The sequence below is a fragment of the Paraburkholderia sp. RL17-373-BIF-A genome (genome assembly GCF_046030175.1).
In the GTDB taxonomy this organism is placed as follows: domain Bacteria; phylum Pseudomonadota; class Gammaproteobacteria; order Burkholderiales; family Burkholderiaceae; genus Paraburkholderia.
The window spans coordinates 306,359-324,415 of sequence record NZ_JARESO010000002.1; the positions used below are offsets into that span (position 1 = coordinate 306,359).

General features: G+C 62.1%; 15 protein-coding genes. 12 read left to right on the forward strand and 3 right to left on the reverse strand.

The genetic code is table 11. From position 1 onward, the window contains the following. The first annotated feature begins 131 nt into the window (after positions 1 to 131). A complete protein-coding gene (locus P0D80_RS03345) occupies positions 132 to 1,037 on the forward strand; it encodes a cation diffusion facilitator family transporter (RefSeq protein WP_132377710.1) in 906 nt (301 codons plus the stop codon). A gap of 16 nt (positions 1,038 to 1,053) precedes the next feature. Here the strand turns inward: P0D80_RS03345 and P0D80_RS03350 are convergent, their stop codons facing one another. After that, entirely contained in the window at positions 1,054 to 2,034 is a 981-nt protein-coding gene (locus P0D80_RS03350) for an aldo/keto reductase (RefSeq protein WP_132377709.1), read from the reverse strand. A 237-nt stretch (positions 2,035 to 2,271) separates the two neighbouring features. On the opposite strand from P0D80_RS03350, the gene P0D80_RS03355 reads away from it, so the two are divergent. Beyond that, entirely contained in the window at positions 2,272 to 3,345 is a 1,074-nt protein-coding gene (locus P0D80_RS03355) for a purine-nucleoside phosphorylase (protein WP_408281153.1), read from the forward strand. A 222-nt stretch (positions 3,346 to 3,567) separates the two neighbouring features. Here P0D80_RS03355 and P0D80_RS03360 read toward each other — a convergent pair whose 3' ends face one another. After that, positions 3,568 to 3,876, reverse strand: coding sequence for a DUF4148 domain-containing protein (locus P0D80_RS03360; RefSeq protein WP_132377707.1), 309 nt, complete (start codon positions 3,874 to 3,876; stop codon positions 3,568 to 3,570). Positions 3,877 to 4,110: 234 nt separating this feature from the next. After that, a complete protein-coding gene (locus tag P0D80_RS03365; protein WP_132377706.1) occupies positions 4,111 to 5,115 on the reverse strand; it encodes a LysR family transcriptional regulator in 1,005 nt (334 codons plus the stop codon). A gap of 183 nt (positions 5,116 to 5,298) precedes the next feature. Between P0D80_RS03365 and P0D80_RS03370 the strand changes: the two genes are divergently transcribed. The 10 genes from P0D80_RS03370 (at position 5,299) to P0D80_RS03415 (ending at position 18,049) form a co-directional block, all read left to right on the forward strand. Beyond that, on the forward strand, positions 5,299 to 6,153 hold the full coding sequence (locus P0D80_RS03370) for an alpha/beta hydrolase (RefSeq protein ID WP_408281156.1): 855 nt from the start codon (positions 5,299 to 5,301) through the stop codon (positions 6,151 to 6,153). 45 nt (positions 6,154 to 6,198) lie between these two features. Next, positions 6,199 to 7,467: an efflux RND transporter periplasmic adaptor subunit gene (locus P0D80_RS03375; RefSeq protein ID WP_408281158.1), complete on the forward strand. Its 1,269-nt coding sequence runs from the start codon at positions 6,199 to 6,201 to the stop codon at positions 7,465 to 7,467. Positions 7,468 to 7,523: 56 nt separating this feature from the next. Continuing rightward, entirely contained in the window at positions 7,524 to 10,709 is a 3,186-nt protein-coding gene (locus P0D80_RS03380; RefSeq protein WP_132377703.1) for an efflux RND transporter permease subunit, read from the forward strand. Between the two features lie 13 nt (positions 10,710 to 10,722). Next, on the forward strand, positions 10,723 to 12,330 hold the full coding sequence (locus P0D80_RS03385; RefSeq protein ID WP_408281161.1) for an efflux transporter outer membrane subunit: 1,608 nt from the start codon (positions 10,723 to 10,725) through the stop codon (positions 12,328 to 12,330). 190 nt (positions 12,331 to 12,520) lie between these two features. After that, positions 12,521 to 12,988, forward strand: coding sequence for a helix-turn-helix domain-containing protein (locus tag P0D80_RS03390; protein ID WP_408174940.1), 468 nt, complete (start codon positions 12,521 to 12,523; stop codon positions 12,986 to 12,988). Continuing rightward, the gene (locus tag P0D80_RS03395) at positions 12,988 to 13,590 is read left to right on the forward strand and encodes a PIN domain-containing protein (RefSeq protein WP_408281164.1); all 603 of its coding nucleotides are present in this window, start codon (positions 12,988 to 12,990) and stop codon (positions 13,588 to 13,590) included. The genes P0D80_RS03390 and P0D80_RS03395 overlap by 1 nt, the downstream gene beginning before the upstream one ends. Positions 13,591 to 13,934: 344 nt before the next feature. Next, positions 13,935 to 14,774, forward strand: coding sequence for a MetQ/NlpA family ABC transporter substrate-binding protein (locus tag P0D80_RS03400; RefSeq protein ID WP_408281166.1), 840 nt, complete (start codon positions 13,935 to 13,937; stop codon positions 14,772 to 14,774). Between the two features lie 43 nt (positions 14,775 to 14,817). After that, positions 14,818 to 16,224 (forward strand): LLM class flavin-dependent oxidoreductase, encoded by a 1,407-nt coding sequence (locus P0D80_RS03405; protein WP_408281168.1) that lies wholly within the window; start codon positions 14,818 to 14,820, stop codon positions 16,222 to 16,224. A gap of 15 nt (positions 16,225 to 16,239) precedes the next feature. After that, positions 16,240 to 17,400, forward strand: a complete 1,161-nt coding sequence (locus tag P0D80_RS03410) for a methionine ABC transporter ATP-binding protein (RefSeq protein WP_408281171.1) — start codon at positions 16,240 to 16,242, stop codon at positions 17,398 to 17,400. After that, positions 17,393 to 18,049, forward strand: coding sequence for a methionine ABC transporter permease (locus P0D80_RS03415; protein WP_132377698.1), 657 nt, complete (start codon positions 17,393 to 17,395; stop codon positions 18,047 to 18,049). The genes P0D80_RS03410 and P0D80_RS03415 overlap by 8 nt, the downstream gene beginning before the upstream one ends. Positions 18,050 to 18,057: the final 8 nt, after the last annotated feature.

Below are 18,057 nucleotides of genomic sequence, written 5' to 3' on the forward strand. Positions count from 1 at the left end.
AACGAGGTAGAGCGCAAGCGGAGCGCGGTGCAAACAACATCCGGGTTGGACGCATGCCGCCCGGCATGGCCATAATACGGGCTGTTGCTCACCGAAAGCTCTTTGCAAACTCACGGACGCCTTCCACGACGATGAAAGAAGAATCGCCGAAAGCCATTTTCTACGCGCTCGCCGCCAACCTCGGCATCGCCATCTGCAAGTTCGCGGCTGCCGCGTTCACCGGTTCCGGCTCGATGTTCGCCGAGGCTATCCACTCGACCGCCGACTGCGGCAATCAACTGCTGCTGCTCTTCGGTCTGCGTGAAGCGCGCAAGCCGGCGAGCCCGCTGCATCCCATGGGCGGCGGGCGCGAGATCAACTTCTATTCGCTGCTGGTCGCGCTTCTGCTGTTCTTTGTCGGCGGCGCGTTCTCGGTGTATGAGGGCGTGCATCGTCTGTTCGTGCACGAGCCGTTGCAGTATGCCTATGTGGCGCTGGTGGTGCTCGGCGTGTCGGTGGTGCTCGAGGCGCTCTCCTTGTGGGGCGCCGTCAAGGAAATCCGCAAGACGCATCCCGACAAAAGCATGTGGCACTGGTTTCGGGAGACGCGCGAATCCGAACTGCTGGTGGTAGCGGGCGAGGATATCGCCGCGCTGGCGGGCCTGGCGATGGCCTTCGTGGCCGTGCTGCTCACCATGGTGACCGGCAATCCTGTCTACGACGCGTTGGGCTCCATCGGCGTCGGCTTGCTGCTGATGCTGATTGCGTGGCTGGTGGCGCGTGAAGTGAAGTCGATGATCGTTGGCGAATCGGCGAGCCCCGAAGTGCGGCGCGCCATCGAGGCGCATCTGCGCGGGCGCACCGAGATTCGCAGCATCATCAATATGATTACGCTGCAATGGGGCCGTCATGTGGTCGTGGCCGTGCAGGCGGAAATGATCGACTACGCGAGCGGCCGCGCGATGGTCGATGCGATCAACGTGATCGAAGCGGACTTGCAGGCCACGTTCCCGCAAGTCCGCTGGGTGTTTTTCGAACCCGAGGTGCCGCGCATTTGAGCGGCATGTGCGTCGCTTACTGGAACCCGGCCACCGCGTGCGGCACGTACAGTTCTTCAAGCTGGCGGATTTCGTCCGCGCTCAGGTTCAAGGAGAGCGCGGCCACCGCGTCGTCGAGATGATGCAGCTTGGTCGCTCCGACGATCGGCGCGGTGATCGGCTTCTTCTGCAACACCCACGCCAGCGCCACTTGGGCATGCGGCACGCCGCGCTCCCTGGCGATCTGGCTGACCCGTTCGACGATCCGCCGATCCGCGTCTTCCGTCTGCGCATAGAGCGTGCGGCCGAATTCATCGGTCTCGGAGCGTGCGCTTTCGGTGTTCCAGTCGCGCGTCAGGCGGCCGCGCGCGAGCGGGCTCCACGGAATCACGCCGATACCTTCGCTTTCGCACAGCGGCAGCATTTCGCGCTCTTCTTCGCGATATAGCAGATTCACGTAGTTCTGCATCGTCACGAAGCGCGTCCAGCCGTTCTTCTCAGCCACGTGCAACGCCTTGGCGAACTGCCAGGCATACATGGACGATGCACCGATGTAGCGCGCCTTGCCGGCCTTCACGACATCGTGCAGCGCTTCCATGGTTTCTTCGATCGGCGTGCCGTAGTCCCAGCGATGGATCTGGTACAGGTCCACGTAGTCCGTACCGAGGCGTCTGAGGCTGTGGTCGATCTCGGACATGATCGCCTTGCGCGACAGGCCGGCGCCGTTCGGCCCCGGATGCATGCGGCTATTCACCTTGGTGGCCAGCACGATCTCGTCGCGCTTCGCAAAGTCCTTGAGCGCCCGGCCGACGATTTCCTCGCTCGTACCGTCGGAATAGACGTTGGCGGTGTCGAAGAAATTGATGCCGTGATCGAGCGCCTGTTTGATGAAGGGGCGCGCGGCCTCATCGTCGAGCGACCAGGGATGCGTGCCGCGAGACGGCACGCCGTAGCTCATGCAACCGAGACAAAGACGCGATACATCAAGGCCGGTGCGGCCGAGTTTCACATAGTCCATCGTGGTGCTCCTGTTGTGAAGTGCACAAAGGCGGTGCGCTGGGGACTATCGATTATAAGAAAACGCCGAAGAAAGCGTGCTGAACCGATTCGCATGGTTTTGCCCTACTGCGTTCAGAAACGTCGATCGATACCGCATCGTGTAGTGGAAAATAATTTCTTCGCACCTATACTTCTTCCGGCTTGAAAGCAGCACTTTCTCCCAACCTGCATCACAAGCAAAAAAAGGAAGATCACGATGCTGACTCGCTCACTCGGCGCCGTCTGCGCCATTACCCTCGCGGCTTGCGCGGCCTTTTCGTCCGGACCGGCCAGTGCGGACGACAACGACGGTTTCTCGCACGGCGACGGCGGCTCGCGCGGGCAGCCCGTCAAGGTGATGATCATTTCGATGTTCGGGCCGGAGGGGCAGGTATGGCTCGATAACCTCGGACCCTGGCGCGAGATTGCGGTGGACGGCTTGTCGCCCGACTACCCGACCGTCCATTGCAACAAGCAGGACGTGTGCGTGATGACCACCGGCATGGGGCATAGCGACGCCGCTGCGTCGATCATGGCGCTGACGTTCTCGCCGCGTTTCGATTTGCGGCATACGTACTTCATGGTCGCCGGCATTGCCGGGATCGATCCGCAGCAGGGCACGGTGGGCTCCGCCGCGTGGGCGAATTATCTGGTCGACTTCGGGATTCAATGGGAGATCGACGGGCGCGAGATTCCGCCCGGCTGGGATACCGGCTACCTCGGTATCAACACCACGAGTCCTTCGGCCAAGCCGCCGCTCGACTACCGCACCGAAGTGTTCCAGTTGAACCCCCGGCTCGCGCATACGGCGTTCGCCTTGTCTCGCAACGTGACGCTTTCCGACAACCCGCAGGCTCAGGCTGCGCGGTCGAAGTACTCGTACGCACCAGCCAATCGGCCGCCGACTGTCATTCGATGCGATACGCTGGCCGGTGATACGTGGTGGTCAGGCACGCTCCTCGGCCAGAGAGCCCGCGACTGGACCAAGATTCTGACCGATGGAAAGGGCGTCTACTGCACCACGCAGCAGGAGGACAACGCCACTTACGAGGCGCTCAAGCGCGCGGCTTCAGTCCATAAAGTCGATTTGAATCGCGTTGCCGTGTTGCGGGCGGGCTCCGATTTCGACCGGCCCTACGACGGGCAGACGAGTGCGGACAACTTGCTGAACTATGCCGCGCAAGGCGGCTTTACGATCGCCATCCAGAACCTGTTTCTCTCGGGCAATCCGCTCGTGCAGGATATCTCCACACACTGGGGCGAGTGGCGCGACGGCGTGCCGAGGCGCTAGGTCTTTGCAAATGCGACTGTGCCCGCGGACCGGGTCCGCGGGCACTTGCTGCTACTTTCGACACTTAGTGTTGCGGCGCGCGGTACGGCGTCCACACAGGGGTGTCGGTATCCCAATGGTCGAGTTCCGAGGGTGTCATGATGAGCTCCTTTTTGAAGAGTGCATGAATGGCGCCGCAACGACTATTTCTTTTGGAAACCGAATCATTGCGGCAAGCTGGTTTTACTGTCCGTTGGCCACGCGCGTGACGTCGCCGCCCGTGCCTTCCTGCAGCGCGATGCGTTCGGCCTGGGTTTGACCGATCAGGCCTTTGTTCGGATACGTCGTGCGATTCAGTGCGGGCAGCGAGCCGTCGCGATAGGCCGCGACGAGTTCGGCCTTCACTTCTTCACGCGTCTTCGCGCTGGCGGTCGGGGTCGGCAGCGTTTCATAAGTGCCGGCGCGGCCAATGCCGCCGCTGCTGCTTTGTGCAAACACCGGTGCGCTCACGAGCAGCGAAAGAGCCAGACCTGCTAAGAGATTGCGTTTCATGATTCACTCCTGTCGATTCGTTTGCAGCACGAGTGGCGCTGCGACAGGGTGAAATGTAGACTTTGAGGCAGTGTGGATAAATCGCGCTTTCGCGAAATGAATTGTCGCGATTTCGGAACAATCGCGCTAACGCCTCGTGAAACGCCTTGCCGGCGTTGTCGCAAATGAAAACCGCGGCATTAGAGCCGCGGTTGGAATTCACTGTTCCAGATTCTGTCCTTCAACTCGCGCGTATCAAGCGACCCATTCCGTTATTACCGGCGTGTCGAGCATCGGAGCAGACTCTCGTTCTTCGAAAGTGCGCTTCGTACACGTTGCGTCGAGACTGCCACGTCCACTCAATAACGGACAACGGTCGAACAGCTCCGCGATCCAGTCTACGAAAACGCGGACTTTAGGCGACAGATGCCGGCTGTGCGGATAGACTGCGGAAATTGGCATCGGCAAAGGTTTCAGCTCCGGCAGTACTTCCACCAGTTGGCCCGAACGCAGATGCGGCAGCACCATGAAGAGCGCAGGCTGAATCAGGCCGAAGCCTTCCAACCCGCAAGTCACGTAGGCGTCCGCGTCGTTCACCGAGACGATGCTCTTCATTTTCACTTCGACTTCTTTGCCATCAACCATGAAGGCCCAATCGATCGTGCGCCCCGTGCGGCTCGAAAAGTAATTGACTGCTTTGTGATTCTCCAGGTCGTCGAGCGAAGTCGGCATGCCCGCGCGCTCGATGTAATCGGGGGCCGCGCAGGTCACGCCCTCGAACAAACCGATCCGACGCGCCACCAGCGAGGAATCCTGTAGCGCGCCGACCCGCACCACGCAATCCACGCCTTCCTGCAGCAGGTCAACCGGCCGGTCCGTCAGGCCGAGTTGCAGGTCGATGTCCGGATAGCGCGTGTGGAATTCACACAGCGAAGGAATCACCAGCAAGCGGCCGATCGACCCCGGCATGTCGATGCGCAGCTTGCCGTGCGGCTTTTTATTGCCGCTCTGAAAACTGGCCTCGGTCTCTTCGACGTCCGCGAGAATGCGCACGCAGCGTTCGTAGTACGCCGCGCCGTCCGGCGTGAGCGACAAACGGCGCGTGGTCCGATGCATCAGACGCGTGCCGAGGAACGCTTCGAGGTTCTGAATAATCGTGGTAACCGATGCGCGCGGCAGGTCGAGCGTTTCCGCTGCGCGGGTAAAGCTGTTGGTGTCGACGACACGCGTGAACACTTGCATGGCCTGAAGCCGGTCCATTGCAGACCTCCAATAGGGGCTGGCGCACTGAGCAGGAATGGACTCCACCGCGAATCCGCAGACAATCGCATTCGATTGTTCAGGGGCGCCGAATTGTGTTGCCGGATTATAGGCATTTATTTACGAGTCTGCCGAACCCACAATTCGCACCATTGAAGTTCTATGCGCATTGCGCGGCTCGACATGCAAGCATTTAAACCGCCGTACTCCTTTGTGCCCGCCGGCAGCAGCCCGGCAGAGGCCGACAGCACGGCACTCGAAGTCACTGACGTGCAGATCGAAGGACACGCGCAGGACATCACGTTGCGTCTGTACCGGCAGGAAAAGAAAACCGCACTGCCGGTACTGCTTTATTTCCACGGTGGTGGATTTACGAAGGGATCGATCGACCAGGCCGACTTCGCCTCGCGGTATTTCGCAGAACACTTACCGGCTCTGGTCGTGTCGGTCGATTACTCGCTGGCGCCGCAGTTTCCGTTTCCCGCCGCGCCTGAAGACGCGCACCGCGCGGCGCTGTGGGTGCAAACGCGGGCGCGTGCGTTCGGCGGCAACAGCAAGAAGGTTGGCGTAGCCGGCCACGATGCGGGCGGGCAATTGGCCAATTGCCTCGCGTTCATCGCGCGGGATCGCGGTGACGTGCGCATTTCCGCGCAGGCGCTGTTCGGGCCGATGCTTGATCCGAGCCTTACGCGTCTGGGCGACGAAAAGCGCCTCGGCTCGGACATCACCGCGAAAGAGTGCGCGGCGTGTTATCGCGCGTATCTGCCGCAAGCGTCGCAGCGCATGCATCCGTATGCCGCGCCGCTCGAATCGTCGCGGCTCGCGGGCCTGCCGGCCACGCTGATCGCGACGGCGCAAAACGACGTGCTGCATGTGGAAGCGGAGAAATACGCCAGCAGTCTGATCGACGCCGGCGTGCTGACCCAGGTGGTCCGCTATCCGAGTGTCTCGCATGCCGCGCTGGCCGATCATCCGCCCGCCTTGCAGGAAGCGGTGCGATTTTTTCAGTGGCGCTTCGATGCACGCGCCCATCGCTGAAACAGAAATAAGCAGAACTTTAATCAACGATCTCGGGAGCTTCACATGACTATCCTTCCTCTTTCCCGTCGCCGCGTGGCGATTGCCGCACTTGCCGTCATCGTCGTGGCCGGGCTGGGCACGTTCGGCGCGATTCGCGTGGACGCGAGCTCGCCCGCCGCGCCGACCATCGTGCCGGAAGTCGATGTGGCCACGGTGGTACAAAAAACGATCACCGACTGGCAGAGCTATTCGGGCCGTCTCGAAGCCGTCGAGAAAGTGGACGTGCGTTCGCAGGTGCCGGGCACGATCGTGTCCGTCAACTTCAAGGACGGTGCGCTCGTGAAGAAAGGCGACACGCTGTTCGTGATCGACCCGCGTCCGTATGCCGCCGAAGTGGATCGCGCCGAAGCGCAGCTCGCCGCCGCGCAGGCGCGCACGGGCTACACGCAAAGCGATTGGGAGCGCGCACAGCGTCTTATCACCGATAACGCGATCGCCAAGCGTGACTACGACGAGAAGCAGAACGCCGCGCGTGAAGCGAGCGCCAACCTGAAGGCCGCGCAAGCCGCGCTCGAAACCGCCCGCATCAATCTCGGCTACACGAAGATTGTCGCGCCGGTTTCGGGCCGCGTGTCGCGCGCGGAAATCACGGTGGGCAACGTGATCTCGGCGGGCGCGACCGCGGCGCCGCTGACCACGCTGGTGTCGGTGTCGCCGATCTACGCATCGTTCGACGCGGACGAACAAACCTACCTGCAATACCTGAGCCGCGCGAAAGACGGCAGCAAGGTGCCGGTGGAACTCGGTCTCGCGGATGAAAGCGGCTACTCGCGCAGCGGCGTGATCGAGTCGGTGGACAACCGCCTCGACACGTCGTCGGGCACGATCCGCGTGCGTGCGCGTTTCGATAACCAGGACGGCGCGCTGATTCCTGGCTTGTATGCGCGCGTGAAAGTGGGCGGCAGCGAACCGCATCCGGCGCTGTTGATCGACGACGCAGCGGTGGGCACCGATCAGGACAAGAAGTTCGTGCTGGTGGTCGATCAGGGCAATCACGTCGTGTATCGCTCGATCGACGTGGGCGGCATGCAGGGCAATCTGCGCGTGGTGAAGGGCGGCCTGAAAGCGACTGACCGGATCGTCGTGAACGGCATCCAACGTGTGCGTCCGGGCGATTCGGTGCGCGCGCACATGGTGCCGATGACGACGGATGACGATCCGAACAGCGCACCGCTCGCACAGAAGCAGACGCAGCCGCAGCCGCAGCCGCAATCGCAGGCCCAATCGCAGGCCCAATCGCAGACGCGCACCAAAGCGGACAAGAATTCGTGAGCCTCGCGCGCCGCGGCCTGACTGCGCGGCGCATGCTCCAACGTTAAGAGCTTCCCATGAACATATCCAAATTCTTCATCGATCGGCCGATCTTTGCCGGCGTGTTGTCGGTATTGATCCTGCTGGGCGGCATCATTGCGCTCTTCAAGCTGCCGATTTCGGAGTACCCGGAAGTGGTCCCGCCTTCGGTGGTGGTACACGCGCAATATCCGGGCGCCAACCCGAAAGTGATCGCCGAAGCCGTCGCGGCGCCGCTCGAAGAGCAGATCAACGGCGTCGAGAACATGCTGTACATGCAGTCGCAGGCGAATAGCGACGGCAATCTCACGCTCACGGTGACCTTCAAGCTCGGCACCAATCCGGACCTCGCGACGCAGCTCGTGCAGAACCGCGTCAACCAGGCGCTGCCGCGTCTGCCGGAAGACGTGCAGCGGCTCGGCGTCACGACGATCAAGAGTTCGCCCACGCTGACTATGGTGGTCCACCTGATCTCGCCGAACAATCGCTACGACATGACGTATCTGCGCAACTACGCGCTGCTGAACGTCAAGGACCGCCTTGCACGGATTCAGGGCGTGGGCGAAGTGCAGTTGTGGGGTTCGGGCGACTACGCGATGCGCGTCTGGCTCGATCCGCAGAAAGTGGCGCAACGCGGTTTGACGGCGACCGAAGTGGTCAACGCGATCCGTGAGCAGAACATTCAGGTGGCGGCCGGTGTGATCGGCGCATCGCCTTCGGTGCCGGGCACGCAATTGCAGTTGTCGGTGAATGCGCGTGGCCGTCTGAGGACCGAGGGTGAATTCGGCGACATCATCGTCAAGACCACGCCGGACGGCGGCGTGACCTACCTGAAAGATATTGCGCGGATCGAACTCGCGGCGTCGGAATACGGCCTGCGTTCGCTGCTCGATAACAAGCCGGCTGTGGCGCTCGCCATCAACCAGGCGCCGGGCGCGAACTCGCTCGCGATTTCCGACCAGGTGCGCTCCGCGATGAAGGAACTCGCGGAAGACATGCCGGCGGGCGTCGAATACAAGATCGTCTACGACCCGACGCAGTTCGTGCGTTCGAGTATCGAGGCGGTCGTGCATACGCTGCTCGAAGCGATTGCGCTGGTGGTGATCGTCGTGATCGTGTTCCTGCAGACGTGGCGTGCTTCGATCATTCCGTTGATCGCGGTGCCGGTGTCGATCGTCGGGACGTTCTCGTTGCTGCTCGCGTTCGGGTTTTCGATCAACGCGTTGTCCTTGTTCGGCATGGTGCTCGCCATCGGGATCGTGGTGGACGATGCGATCGTGGTGGTCGAGAACGTCGAGCGGAATATCGAAAACGGGCTGAGTGCGCGCGACGCGACCTATAAGGCGATGCAGGAAGTGAGCGGACCGATTATCGCCATCGCGCTGACACTCGTCGCCGTGTTCGTGCCGCTCGCGTTCATGACCGGTTTGACGGGCCAGTTCTACAAGCAGTTTGCGATGACCATCGCGATTTCGACGGTGATCTCGGCGTTCAATTCGCTGACCTTGTCGCCGGCGTTGTCCGCGATGCTGTTGCGCAGCCACGGCGCCAAGGAAGACTTCCTGACGCGTGTGATGAATCGCCTGTTGGGCGGTTTCTTCAAGCGTTTCAACAAGGTCTTTCATCGCGGTTCGACGGAGTATGGCCGCGGCGTGACCGGCGTGCTGCGCCGTAAGGGCGCGATGCTCGCGGTGTACGCGATTCTGCTGGGCGCGACCGTGCTGATCTCGCGCGTCGTGCCGGGCGGCTTCGTGCCGGCGCAGGACAAGGAGTACCTGATTGCCTTCGCGCAATTGCCGAACGGTGCGTCGCTGGATCGCACGGAGAAAGTGATTCGCGACATGAGCTCGATTGCGCTGAAGCAGCCCGGCGTGGAGAGCGCGGTGGCGTTCCCGGGTCTGTCGGTGAACGGCTTCACGAATAGCTCGAGCGCGGGCATCGTGTTCGTCACGCTCAAGCCCTTCAAGGATCGTGGCAACAAGAAACTCTCGGCCGGTGCGATTGCCGGTGCGCTGAACCAGCAATACGGCGCGATCAAGGATTCGTTCGTCGCGGTGTTTCCGCCGCCACCGGTGCTCGGTCTCGGCACGCTCGGCGGCTTCAAGATGCAGTTGGAGGATCACGGCGCGCTCGGTTACGCGGAGTTGAACAAGGCAGCGGAGGCGTTCGTGAAGAAGGCCGCGCAGACGCCTGAACTCGGCCCGACCTTCTCGAGCTATCAGATCAACGTGCCGCAATTGAACGTCGACCTGGATCGCGTGAAGGCCAAGCAACTCGGCGTGCCGGTCACGGACGTGTTCAACACGATGCAGATTTATCTCGGCTCGCTGTATGTGAACGACTTCAACCGCTTCGGCCGCGTGTATCAGGTGCGGGTGCAGGCGGACGCGCCGTTCCGTCAACGCGCCGACGACATCCTGCAACTGAAGACGCGCAATGCCGCGGGCGATATGGTGCCGCTGTCGTCGCTGGTGACGGTGACGCCGACGTTCGGTCCGGAAATGGTGGTGCGCTACAACGGCTATACGGCTGCCGACATCAACGGTGGACCGGCGCCGGGCTTCTCGTCGGGGCAGGCGCAAGCCGCGGCCGAACGCGTGGCGGCGGAAGTCTTGCCGCGCGGTGTGAAGCTCGAGTGGACCGACCTGACGTATCAGCAGATTCTGGCCGGCAATGCGGGCTTGTGGGTGTTCCCGATCAGCGTGCTGCTCGTGTTCCTCGTGCTCGCCGCACTGTACGAAAGTCTGACGCTGCCGCTCGCGGTGATCCTGATCGTGCCGATGAGCGTGCTGTCCGCGCTGACCGGGGTGTGGCTCACGGGGGGTGATAACAACATCTTCACGCAGATCGGTTTGATGGTGCTGGTGGGCTTGTCGGCGAAGAACGCGATTCTGATCGTCGAGTTCGCTCGCGAACTGGAGCATGACGGGCATACGCCGCTGTCAGCGGCAATCGAGGCGAGCCGCTTGCGTTTGCGGCCGATTCTGATGACGTCGATCGCTTTCATCATGGGCGTGGTGCCGCTGGTGTTGTCGAGCGGAGCTGGCTCGGAGATGCGTCATGCAATGGGGATCGCGGTGTTCTTCGGCATGCTCGGCGTCACGCTGTTCGGTCTGATGCTGACCCCTGTGTTCTATGTGGTGCTGCGTACGCTGGCGGGTGGAACGATTCACGTCGCGCAGAAAGATTCGCCGCACTATGGCTCGCCGGTGACGGACGCCTGAGGAGAAAACAACAATGAAACGCTTTGAATCTTTGAGCGGGTGGGGCCGGGCGGCTGCCAGCGGTTTGCTGGTCGCGTTGCTCGCCGCCTGCTCCCTGGAACCTACGTATAAGCGGCCGGAGGTGGATACGCCGGTTGCGTTCAAGGAAACGCCTGCGGCGTCGGCAACGTCGGCTGCTTCAGCGCCTTCGGGTGCGCCGGGTGCATCGGTGCCGGACAACGGCACGTGGAAGCAGGCCCAGCCCGCCGACGACGCGCATCGTGGCGAATGGTGGACGATTTTCGGCGACCCGCAACTCAACGCGCTCGAGGAGCAGGCAGCTGCCGCGAATCAGGACCTGAAGGCGGCCGCGGCGCGCGTGCAGCAGGCGCGTGCGGTGACGCAGGCGGCGAAGTCTGACTGGTTCCCAAAGATCGACGCGGGCTTTGGCCCGACGCGCGAGCGCGCTTCGGCAGCGTCGCAATTCCAGCCGGATAGCGCGGGTGGCACCACCGGCACGATCTGGCGCGCGCAAACCACGGTATCGTACGAAGCGGATCTGTTCGGGCGGGTCGGCTCGAACGTGAACGCGTCGCGGGCGGACGAGCAGCAAAGCGAAGCGCTGTTCCGTTCGGTGCAACTGTCGCTGCAGGCGGACGTCGCGCAGAACTACTTCCAGTTGCGTGAGCTCGATACGGATCAGGACCTGTACCGCCGTACCGTAGCATTGCGCGAGGACACGCTGAAGCTGGTCCAGCGGCGTTTCAAGGAAGGCGATATCGGCGAGCTGGATGTATCGCGGGCCCGTAATGAACTCGCCAGTGCGCGTGCGGACGCCGTGGGTGTGGCGCGTCAGCGCGCGGCGTCGGAACATAGCCTCGCGATTCTGCTCGGCAAGCCGCCGGCGGATTTCTCGTTCGCGGAAGCGCCGCTCGCGCCGGTGACGGTGCGTGTGCCGCCGGGCTTGCCTTCGGCGTTGCTTGAACGCCGGCCGGATATTTCTGCGGCGGAGCGGGCGATGCAGGGGGCGAATGCGCGTGTCGGTCTCGCGAAGTCGGCGTTCTTCCCGAAACTCGATATCACCGGCGCGGCAGGTTTTGAATCGGCGACGCTCGGCGATCTGTTCAAGTGGTCGAGCCGCGCGTTCATTCTCGGGCCGTTTGCCGGCACGGCGTTGACGCTGCCTTTGTTCGACGGCGGCCGCCGCAAGGCGAACCTCGCGCAGGCCCGTTCGAAGTATGACGAGGACGTGGCGCAGTATCGTCAACAGGTGCTGGTGGCGTTCCGTGAGGTGGAGGACAACCTGGCTGATTTGCGTCTGCTCGACGATCAGATGCGCGAGCAGAACGATGCGGTTCAGGCCTCGCAACGGGCGGCGCATTTGTCGCGTACGCAGTACACGGAGGGCGCGGTGAGCTATCTGGATGTGATCGATGGTGAACGGCAGGTGCTGACTTCGCAACTGCAGGCGAGCCATCTGTCTGGTACGCAAGCGGTGGCGACGGTCAATCTGATTCGCGCGCTGGGCGGCGGTTGGGGTGATGTGAAGGCGTCGGATACGGCGGTCGGTGCGGTTGCGCCGGTGGCTGCATCTGGTCCTGTGCTCGCTTCCGCTTCTGCGCAACAGGTGGTGAAGCAGTAAGTTTTCGAGTCAGAGACGAGCGGTAGACGCCGGGTCGCGCGAAAGCGCGGCCCGGCGTTTTTTCGTTAACCGAATCGCTTGAAAAAGCGGGAAGGTGCCGTGCTGAACGCGTTGCGAATATTTCACACGTTGCGTTTATTGCGTTTGTCTCGCGAGTTGGCTTATACTCGCAGGTAATCTGGAGTCGAACATGACCACCGCTACACCCGATCGCATCATCTTGTCGGACGACGACGCAACCGTGCTGTCCGCTGCGAGCCGCCTGATGGGCGCTGCGCTCGATCACTCGCGCGCGCATAGCGTCGCGTTGGTCGAGGAGGGCGCAGACGGCGACTTCGCCCGCATTGAGGTTCCACCCGCCACGCTGCGGGTGCTCTCGCGTGTGCTGGCTATGATGGCCAGTGAGCAGGTGTTCGTTCTTTATCCCGCAGACACCGAATTGACCACCAAGCAGGCGGCGGATGTGCTCGGCGTCTCGCGGCCGTTTCTGATTGCTCGCCTTGAAGCCGGCGAACTGCCTTTCCGCAAGGTCGGGCGGCATCGTCGCATGCTGATGGACGACGTGATGCGCTACAAGGAAACCATGCGTGCAACACGCAAGAGCGCATTGGACGAGATCGTGGCCGACAGCGAATCGATAGGCGGGTACGATCTGTAATGCTGTCGGTCGATCGCTTTACCGTCGTGCTGGATGCGTGTTCGCTATTTCCGATGGTGGTGCGCGACGTATTGCTGACTTTCGCCGATCACGAGTTTTATGCACCGAAGTGGTCGGCGCGCATTCACGAAGAATGGACGCGCAATCTCGCTGCCCGTTTCGCGGACAAAAGCGCGGCTAACGACGCCGCGCCGAAGATCGCCGCGATTCGCAATGCAATGGACCGCACGTTTCCCGACGCGATGGTCACTCAGGTGCTTCCGGAGAGCGGCGAAATTTTCGGCGTCGACAAGAAGGACCGGCATGTTGTCATGACCGCGGTGGCGGCGCGCGCCGATGCGATTGTCACCTTCAACCTGAAGGATTTCGCGGCGGAACAGTTGGAGTCCAGCCTGCGTATCGAAGTGAAGCATCCTGATATCTTCATCCTCGATCTGATCGATTTGAATGAGAAGCGCGCGTTGGCTGCGTTCAGAGACTTGCGAGCGCGTAAGCGCCGACCACCGTGGTCGGTCAACGAATTGCTGGATCGGCTCATACGCGCCGGTCTGGTTCAAACCAGCGCATGGTTGTCCAGCGCAGACGTGCTGCCGTTGTTATAACTTCGGCATCTGGCCACGACGCACGGTCCACGCCCAAATCATTTTTCCCGCTTTCCTTCCGAAAATCCCTTCGTAGACCACCGCTTTGCCGCCCTCTATGATGAGTCGCACCTCATCTGGAGAGAGGCGATGACCTGTCCGACCTTCCGCTGTCCGCGCTGACCCGATTGCGCGTCCTGTCGCTGCCACGCGCGGTTTAAGCCGCACGTAGTGGATTTTCCGTTGCCCGACCTATCCGGCAAGCCTGATTGCGCTCGAAGGAACTCCCTTTGTAGACGCTTCGGCGCATGCCGCTGGATCGGCTCGCCTCGAATCGAACCACGCCCGAAACTCACGAGTTCACCATGCGCATTTTTCTATCCACCGTGCAGCGCTTTTTCCACACGCCGGCTGTCTCGCTCATCAGTGCGTTCGGTCTCGCACTCGCGTTGCAGGCCGTGCCTGCTTCAGCGGCCGACTCGCCCACGCTGAAAATCGGCACCGCGACCAGTCCGCAAATCGAAGCGCTCAAAATCGCCGCGCGCGAAGCGAAAGAACAGGGCCTCGACGTGAAGATCATCGAATTCACCGACTGGAACACGCCGAACGCGGCGCTCGCGAACAAGGACATCGACGTCAACTACTTCCAGCACATTCCGTTTCTCGAGAATGCAAAGAAGCAAGGCGGTTATAACTTCGTCGCGATCGCACCGGGCACGATCATGAAGATCGGCCTGTATTCGAAGAAGATCAAACGCTTCGACGAATTGAAAGACGGCGCCACCGTCGCGATCGCCAACGATCCGGTCAACGGCGGACGTGGCCTGCTATTGCTGCAGCGCGCCGGTCTCATCAAGCTGAAGGCGGGCATCGACTATCGCGCGACCACGCTCGACATCATCGACAACCCGAAGCACCTGAAGATCGTGCAGCTCGAAGCATCGCAATTGGCGCGTTCGCTCGACGACGTCGATCTCGCGCAGGGTTACCCGAGTTTCATCAAGCTCGCCGGCACCACGGATCCGAATAGCGCGCTGCTGTTCGACGGCCTGGAAAACAAGAACTACGCGATCCAGTGGGTCGTGCGTCCGGAAAGCGCGAACGATCCGCGTATCCGCAAGTTCATCTCGATCTATCAGCATTCACCGGCAGTGCGCGCCGCACTCGACAAGGCGTTCGGCAATCTCTACGCCGTCGCCTGGTAACCCGCGCGGTTAGCCGAAACCGGAAAGCCAAAGGAGCCGCACGATGGCCAAGAAAAAGATCCTGCTGAACGCCTTCAACATGAATGCGGTCGGCCACATCAATCACGGGTTGTGGACGCATCCGCGCGACCGTTCGGCGCATTACACCGATCTCGACTATTGGACGAGCCTCGCGCAAACGCTGGAGCGTGGCAAGTTCGACGGCATCTTTCTCGCGGATATCGTTGGCGTGTACGACGTTTATCAGGGCGGCCCGGAAACGCCGCTGCGCGAATCAGTGCAGATTCCGATCAACGATCCGTCGCTGATCGTGCCCGCGATGGCGCACGTGACGAAACACATCGGTTTCGGCGTCACGTCGAATCTGACTTACGAGCCGCCGTATCTGTTCGCGCGTCGCATGTCGACGCTCGACCATCTGACCAAAGGCCGAGTGGGCTGGAACATCGTGACGGGCTATCTGGACAGCGCGGCGCGCGGCATGGGCCTCGCGCAGCAGATCAGCCACGACGACCGCTACGACCGCGCCGACGATTACATGGACGTGGTCTACAAGCTGTGGGAACAGAGCTGGGAAGACGACGCCGTGGTGCGCGACCGCGCGGCGCGCATCTTCTCGCATCCGGACAAGGTGCATCGCGTGAAGCACGACGGTCCGTACTATTCGATCGACGCGATTCATCTGAGCGAGCCGTCGCCGCAACGCACGCCGGTGTTGTATCAGGCGGGCTCGTCGAGCCGTGGCGTCGATTTCGCGGCGCGTCACGCGGAATGCGTGTTTGTCGGCGGTCAGAACAAGCAGTTGACGCGCTCGATTGTCGATGACATCCGCGCACGTGCGGTGAGTTTCGGCCGCGCACCGGACGACATCAAGATCTTCGCGGGCATCACCGTTGTAGTCGGTGAAACAGAACGGGCCGCGCAGGAAAAATTCGAGGAATACCGCCGGTATGCGAGCGCCGAAGGCGGCATCGCGCATTTCTCCAGTTCGACCGGCATTGACTTCTCGCAATACGAGTTGGACGAACCGATCTCCTACGTGAAGACCGAGTCGATGCAATCGGCCGTCGAGGCGATTTCGAAGAGGAGCGTGAGCGGCGTGTGGACCAAACGCAAAGTGCTCGAACAGATGACGCTCGGCGGCCGCGCGAAGCCGGTGGTCGGCTCGCCGCAGCAGATCGCGGATGAACTGGTGTCGTGGATCGAGGAAACGGGCGTCGACGGCTTCAATCTGACGCGCACCGTGATGCCTGAATCGTTCGAAGACTTTGTCGATCTGGTGGTGCCGGAATTGCAGAATCGCGGCGTGTACAAGGAGGATTACGATCCTGCGCCGACCCTGCGCGAGAAACTGTTCGGCAGCGGGCGTGCCCGGCTGCCCGGCGTACATACGGGTGCGCAGCATCGTCGCCGGGTGCAAGCCGCCGCGCCGGCCACCGCGGAAGCGTAAGAGGGGAGCGAAACCATGGCCAATCTTTTCGACGTGCCGCAATTCATCGAAGGCGCGCCGTCTCTCGCTGTGCATTCCGGTTCGGATCAAACAGCGACGCAAGCCGCCGTGATATTCGACGATGTCGGCAAAGTGTTCGCCAACTCGCGCGGCGTGTCGACTTCGGCGCTCGCCAACGTCACGTTGAATGTGGCGCGAGGCGAAGTGTTCGGCATCATCGGCCGCAGCGGTGCGGGCAAGTCGACATTGTTGCGGCTCGTCAACGGCCTGGAGAAACCGAGTTCAGGCGCGGTGCGCGTTAAGGGCGTGAGCGTCGGCGAACTCGACGAGCGCGGACTCGTGGCGTTGCGCCGGCGCATCGGCATGGTGTTTCAGCACTTCAATCTGCTTTCGGCGAAGACGGTGCGCGAGAACATCGCGTTGCCACTGAAAATCGCCGGTGTGCCGAAAGCGGCGATCGATAAAAAGGTGGATGCGCTGCTGGAACTGGTGGGATTGTCCGCCAAACGCGACGCGTATCCGGCGAGTTTGTCCGGCGGCCAGAAGCAGCGCGTCGGCATTGCGCGCGCGTTGGTCACCGACCCGGACATTTTGCTTTGCGACGAGGCCACCTCCGCACTGGATCCGGAAACGACGCAAGCCATTCTCGCGCTGCTGCGCGGTATCAATCAACGCCTGAACCTGACTATCGTATTGATCACGCACGAGATGCAGGTGATTCGCGAGGTCTGCGATACGGTTGCGGTGATCGAGCGCGGCGAGGTGGTGGAGACCGGCCCCGTGTGGCGCGTGTTCGGCGACCCGCAACATGATGCGACGCGCGCGTTGTTGCGGACCTTGGTGCATGACTTGCCGACGGACCTTGCGGAGCGGGTCAAGCCGCTGCACGACATCGCGCAAGTGGATGCGCAGATTCTGCTGGACGTGCGTTTCACCGGTGTCGATGCGCGTGAGCCCGATCTCGGCGGCCTTGCCGCGGCGTTGAGTGTCGAAGGCGGAAACGTGAGTTTCGTTCATGGCGGCATCGACCGGATTCAGGGGCATGCGCAAGGGCGCCTTGTCGTGTCGGCGCAAGTGCGTGCGAATGCGGGCACCACCGTGCAGAAGCAGATCGCGACGCTGCTCGAAGGCGCGCGCCGTTACGCCAACCATGTCGAGGTATTGGGCTATGTCTGAGTTGTGGCTTTCCGAACTCGCCGACGCGATTCGCGACACCATCGTCATGGTTGGCGTGTCCGCATTCGTCGCGGCGCTGGTCGGCATTCCTCTGGCGCTGGTGCTGGTCACGACGACGCGCGGCGGCATCTTCGAGAAGCGGGCGGTGAACAGCACGCTCGGTGCGCTCGTCAACGCGTTCCGCTCGACGCCCTTCATCATTTTGCTGGTTGCGTTGCTGCCGCTCACGCGTTTGCTGATCGGCACGACGATCGGCGTATGGGCGGCGATCGTGCCGCTCAGTATCGCGGCGATTCCGTTTTTCGCGCGCGTGGCTGAAGTGAGCCTGCGCGAAGTGGACCGCGGTTTGATCGAAGCCGCGCAGGCCATGGGCGCGCAACGCCGGCATATCATCTGGCATGTGCTCTTGCCCGAGGCGCTGCCGGGCATTCTCGGCGGCTTCACGATTACCGTGGTGGCGATGATCGGTTCGTCGGCGATGGCGGGCGCGGTCGGCGCGGGCGGCCTTGGCGATCTGGCAATCCGCTACGGCTATCAGCGTTTCGATACGACTGTGATGGTGACGGTGATCGTGCTGCTGATCGCGATCGTCACGGCCGTGCAGTTCGTCGGCGACCGGTTCGCGCGGCGGCTTGCGCAGCGGACGTGATCGTATTT

Bases quoted from the DNA above. Each gene is read 5' to 3' on its own strand.
- P0D80_RS03360 (WP_132377707.1), bottom strand. From the start codon at position 3,876: ATGAAACGCAATCTCTTAGCAGGTCTGGCTCTTTCGCTGCTCGTGAGC.
- P0D80_RS03355 (WP_408281153.1), top strand. From the start codon at position 2,272: ATGCTGACTCGCTCACTCGGCGCCGTCTGCGCCATTACCCTCGCGGCT.
- P0D80_RS03390 (WP_408174940.1), top strand. From the start codon at position 12,521: ATGACCACCGCTACACCCGATCGCATCATCTTGTCGGACGACGACGCA.
- P0D80_RS03395 (WP_408281164.1), top strand. From the start codon at position 12,988: ATGCTGTCGGTCGATCGCTTTACCGTCGTGCTGGATGCGTGTTCGCTA.
- P0D80_RS03400 (WP_408281166.1), top strand. From the start codon at position 13,935: ATGCGCATTTTTCTATCCACCGTGCAGCGCTTTTTCCACACGCCGGCT.
- P0D80_RS03375 (WP_408281158.1), top strand. From the start codon at position 6,199: ATGACTATCCTTCCTCTTTCCCGTCGCCGCGTGGCGATTGCCGCACTT.
- P0D80_RS03405 (WP_408281168.1), top strand. From the start codon at position 14,818: ATGGCCAAGAAAAAGATCCTGCTGAACGCCTTCAACATGAATGCGGTC.
- P0D80_RS03370 (WP_408281156.1), top strand. From the start codon at position 5,299: ATGCAAGCATTTAAACCGCCGTACTCCTTTGTGCCCGCCGGCAGCAGC.
- P0D80_RS03410 (WP_408281171.1), top strand. From the start codon at position 16,240: ATGGCCAATCTTTTCGACGTGCCGCAATTCATCGAAGGCGCGCCGTCT.
- P0D80_RS03385 (WP_408281161.1), top strand. From the start codon at position 10,723: ATGAAACGCTTTGAATCTTTGAGCGGGTGGGGCCGGGCGGCTGCCAGC.
- P0D80_RS03350 (WP_132377709.1), bottom strand. From the start codon at position 2,034: ATGGACTATGTGAAACTCGGCCGCACCGGCCTTGATGTATCGCGTCTT.
- P0D80_RS03380 (WP_132377703.1), top strand. From the start codon at position 7,524: ATGAACATATCCAAATTCTTCATCGATCGGCCGATCTTTGCCGGCGTG.
- P0D80_RS03415 (WP_132377698.1), top strand. From the start codon at position 17,393: ATGTCTGAGTTGTGGCTTTCCGAACTCGCCGACGCGATTCGCGACACC.
- P0D80_RS03345 (WP_132377710.1), top strand. From the start codon at position 132: ATGAAAGAAGAATCGCCGAAAGCCATTTTCTACGCGCTCGCCGCCAAC.
- P0D80_RS03365 (WP_132377706.1), bottom strand. From the start codon at position 5,115: ATGGACCGGCTTCAGGCCATGCAAGTGTTCACGCGTGTCGTCGACACC.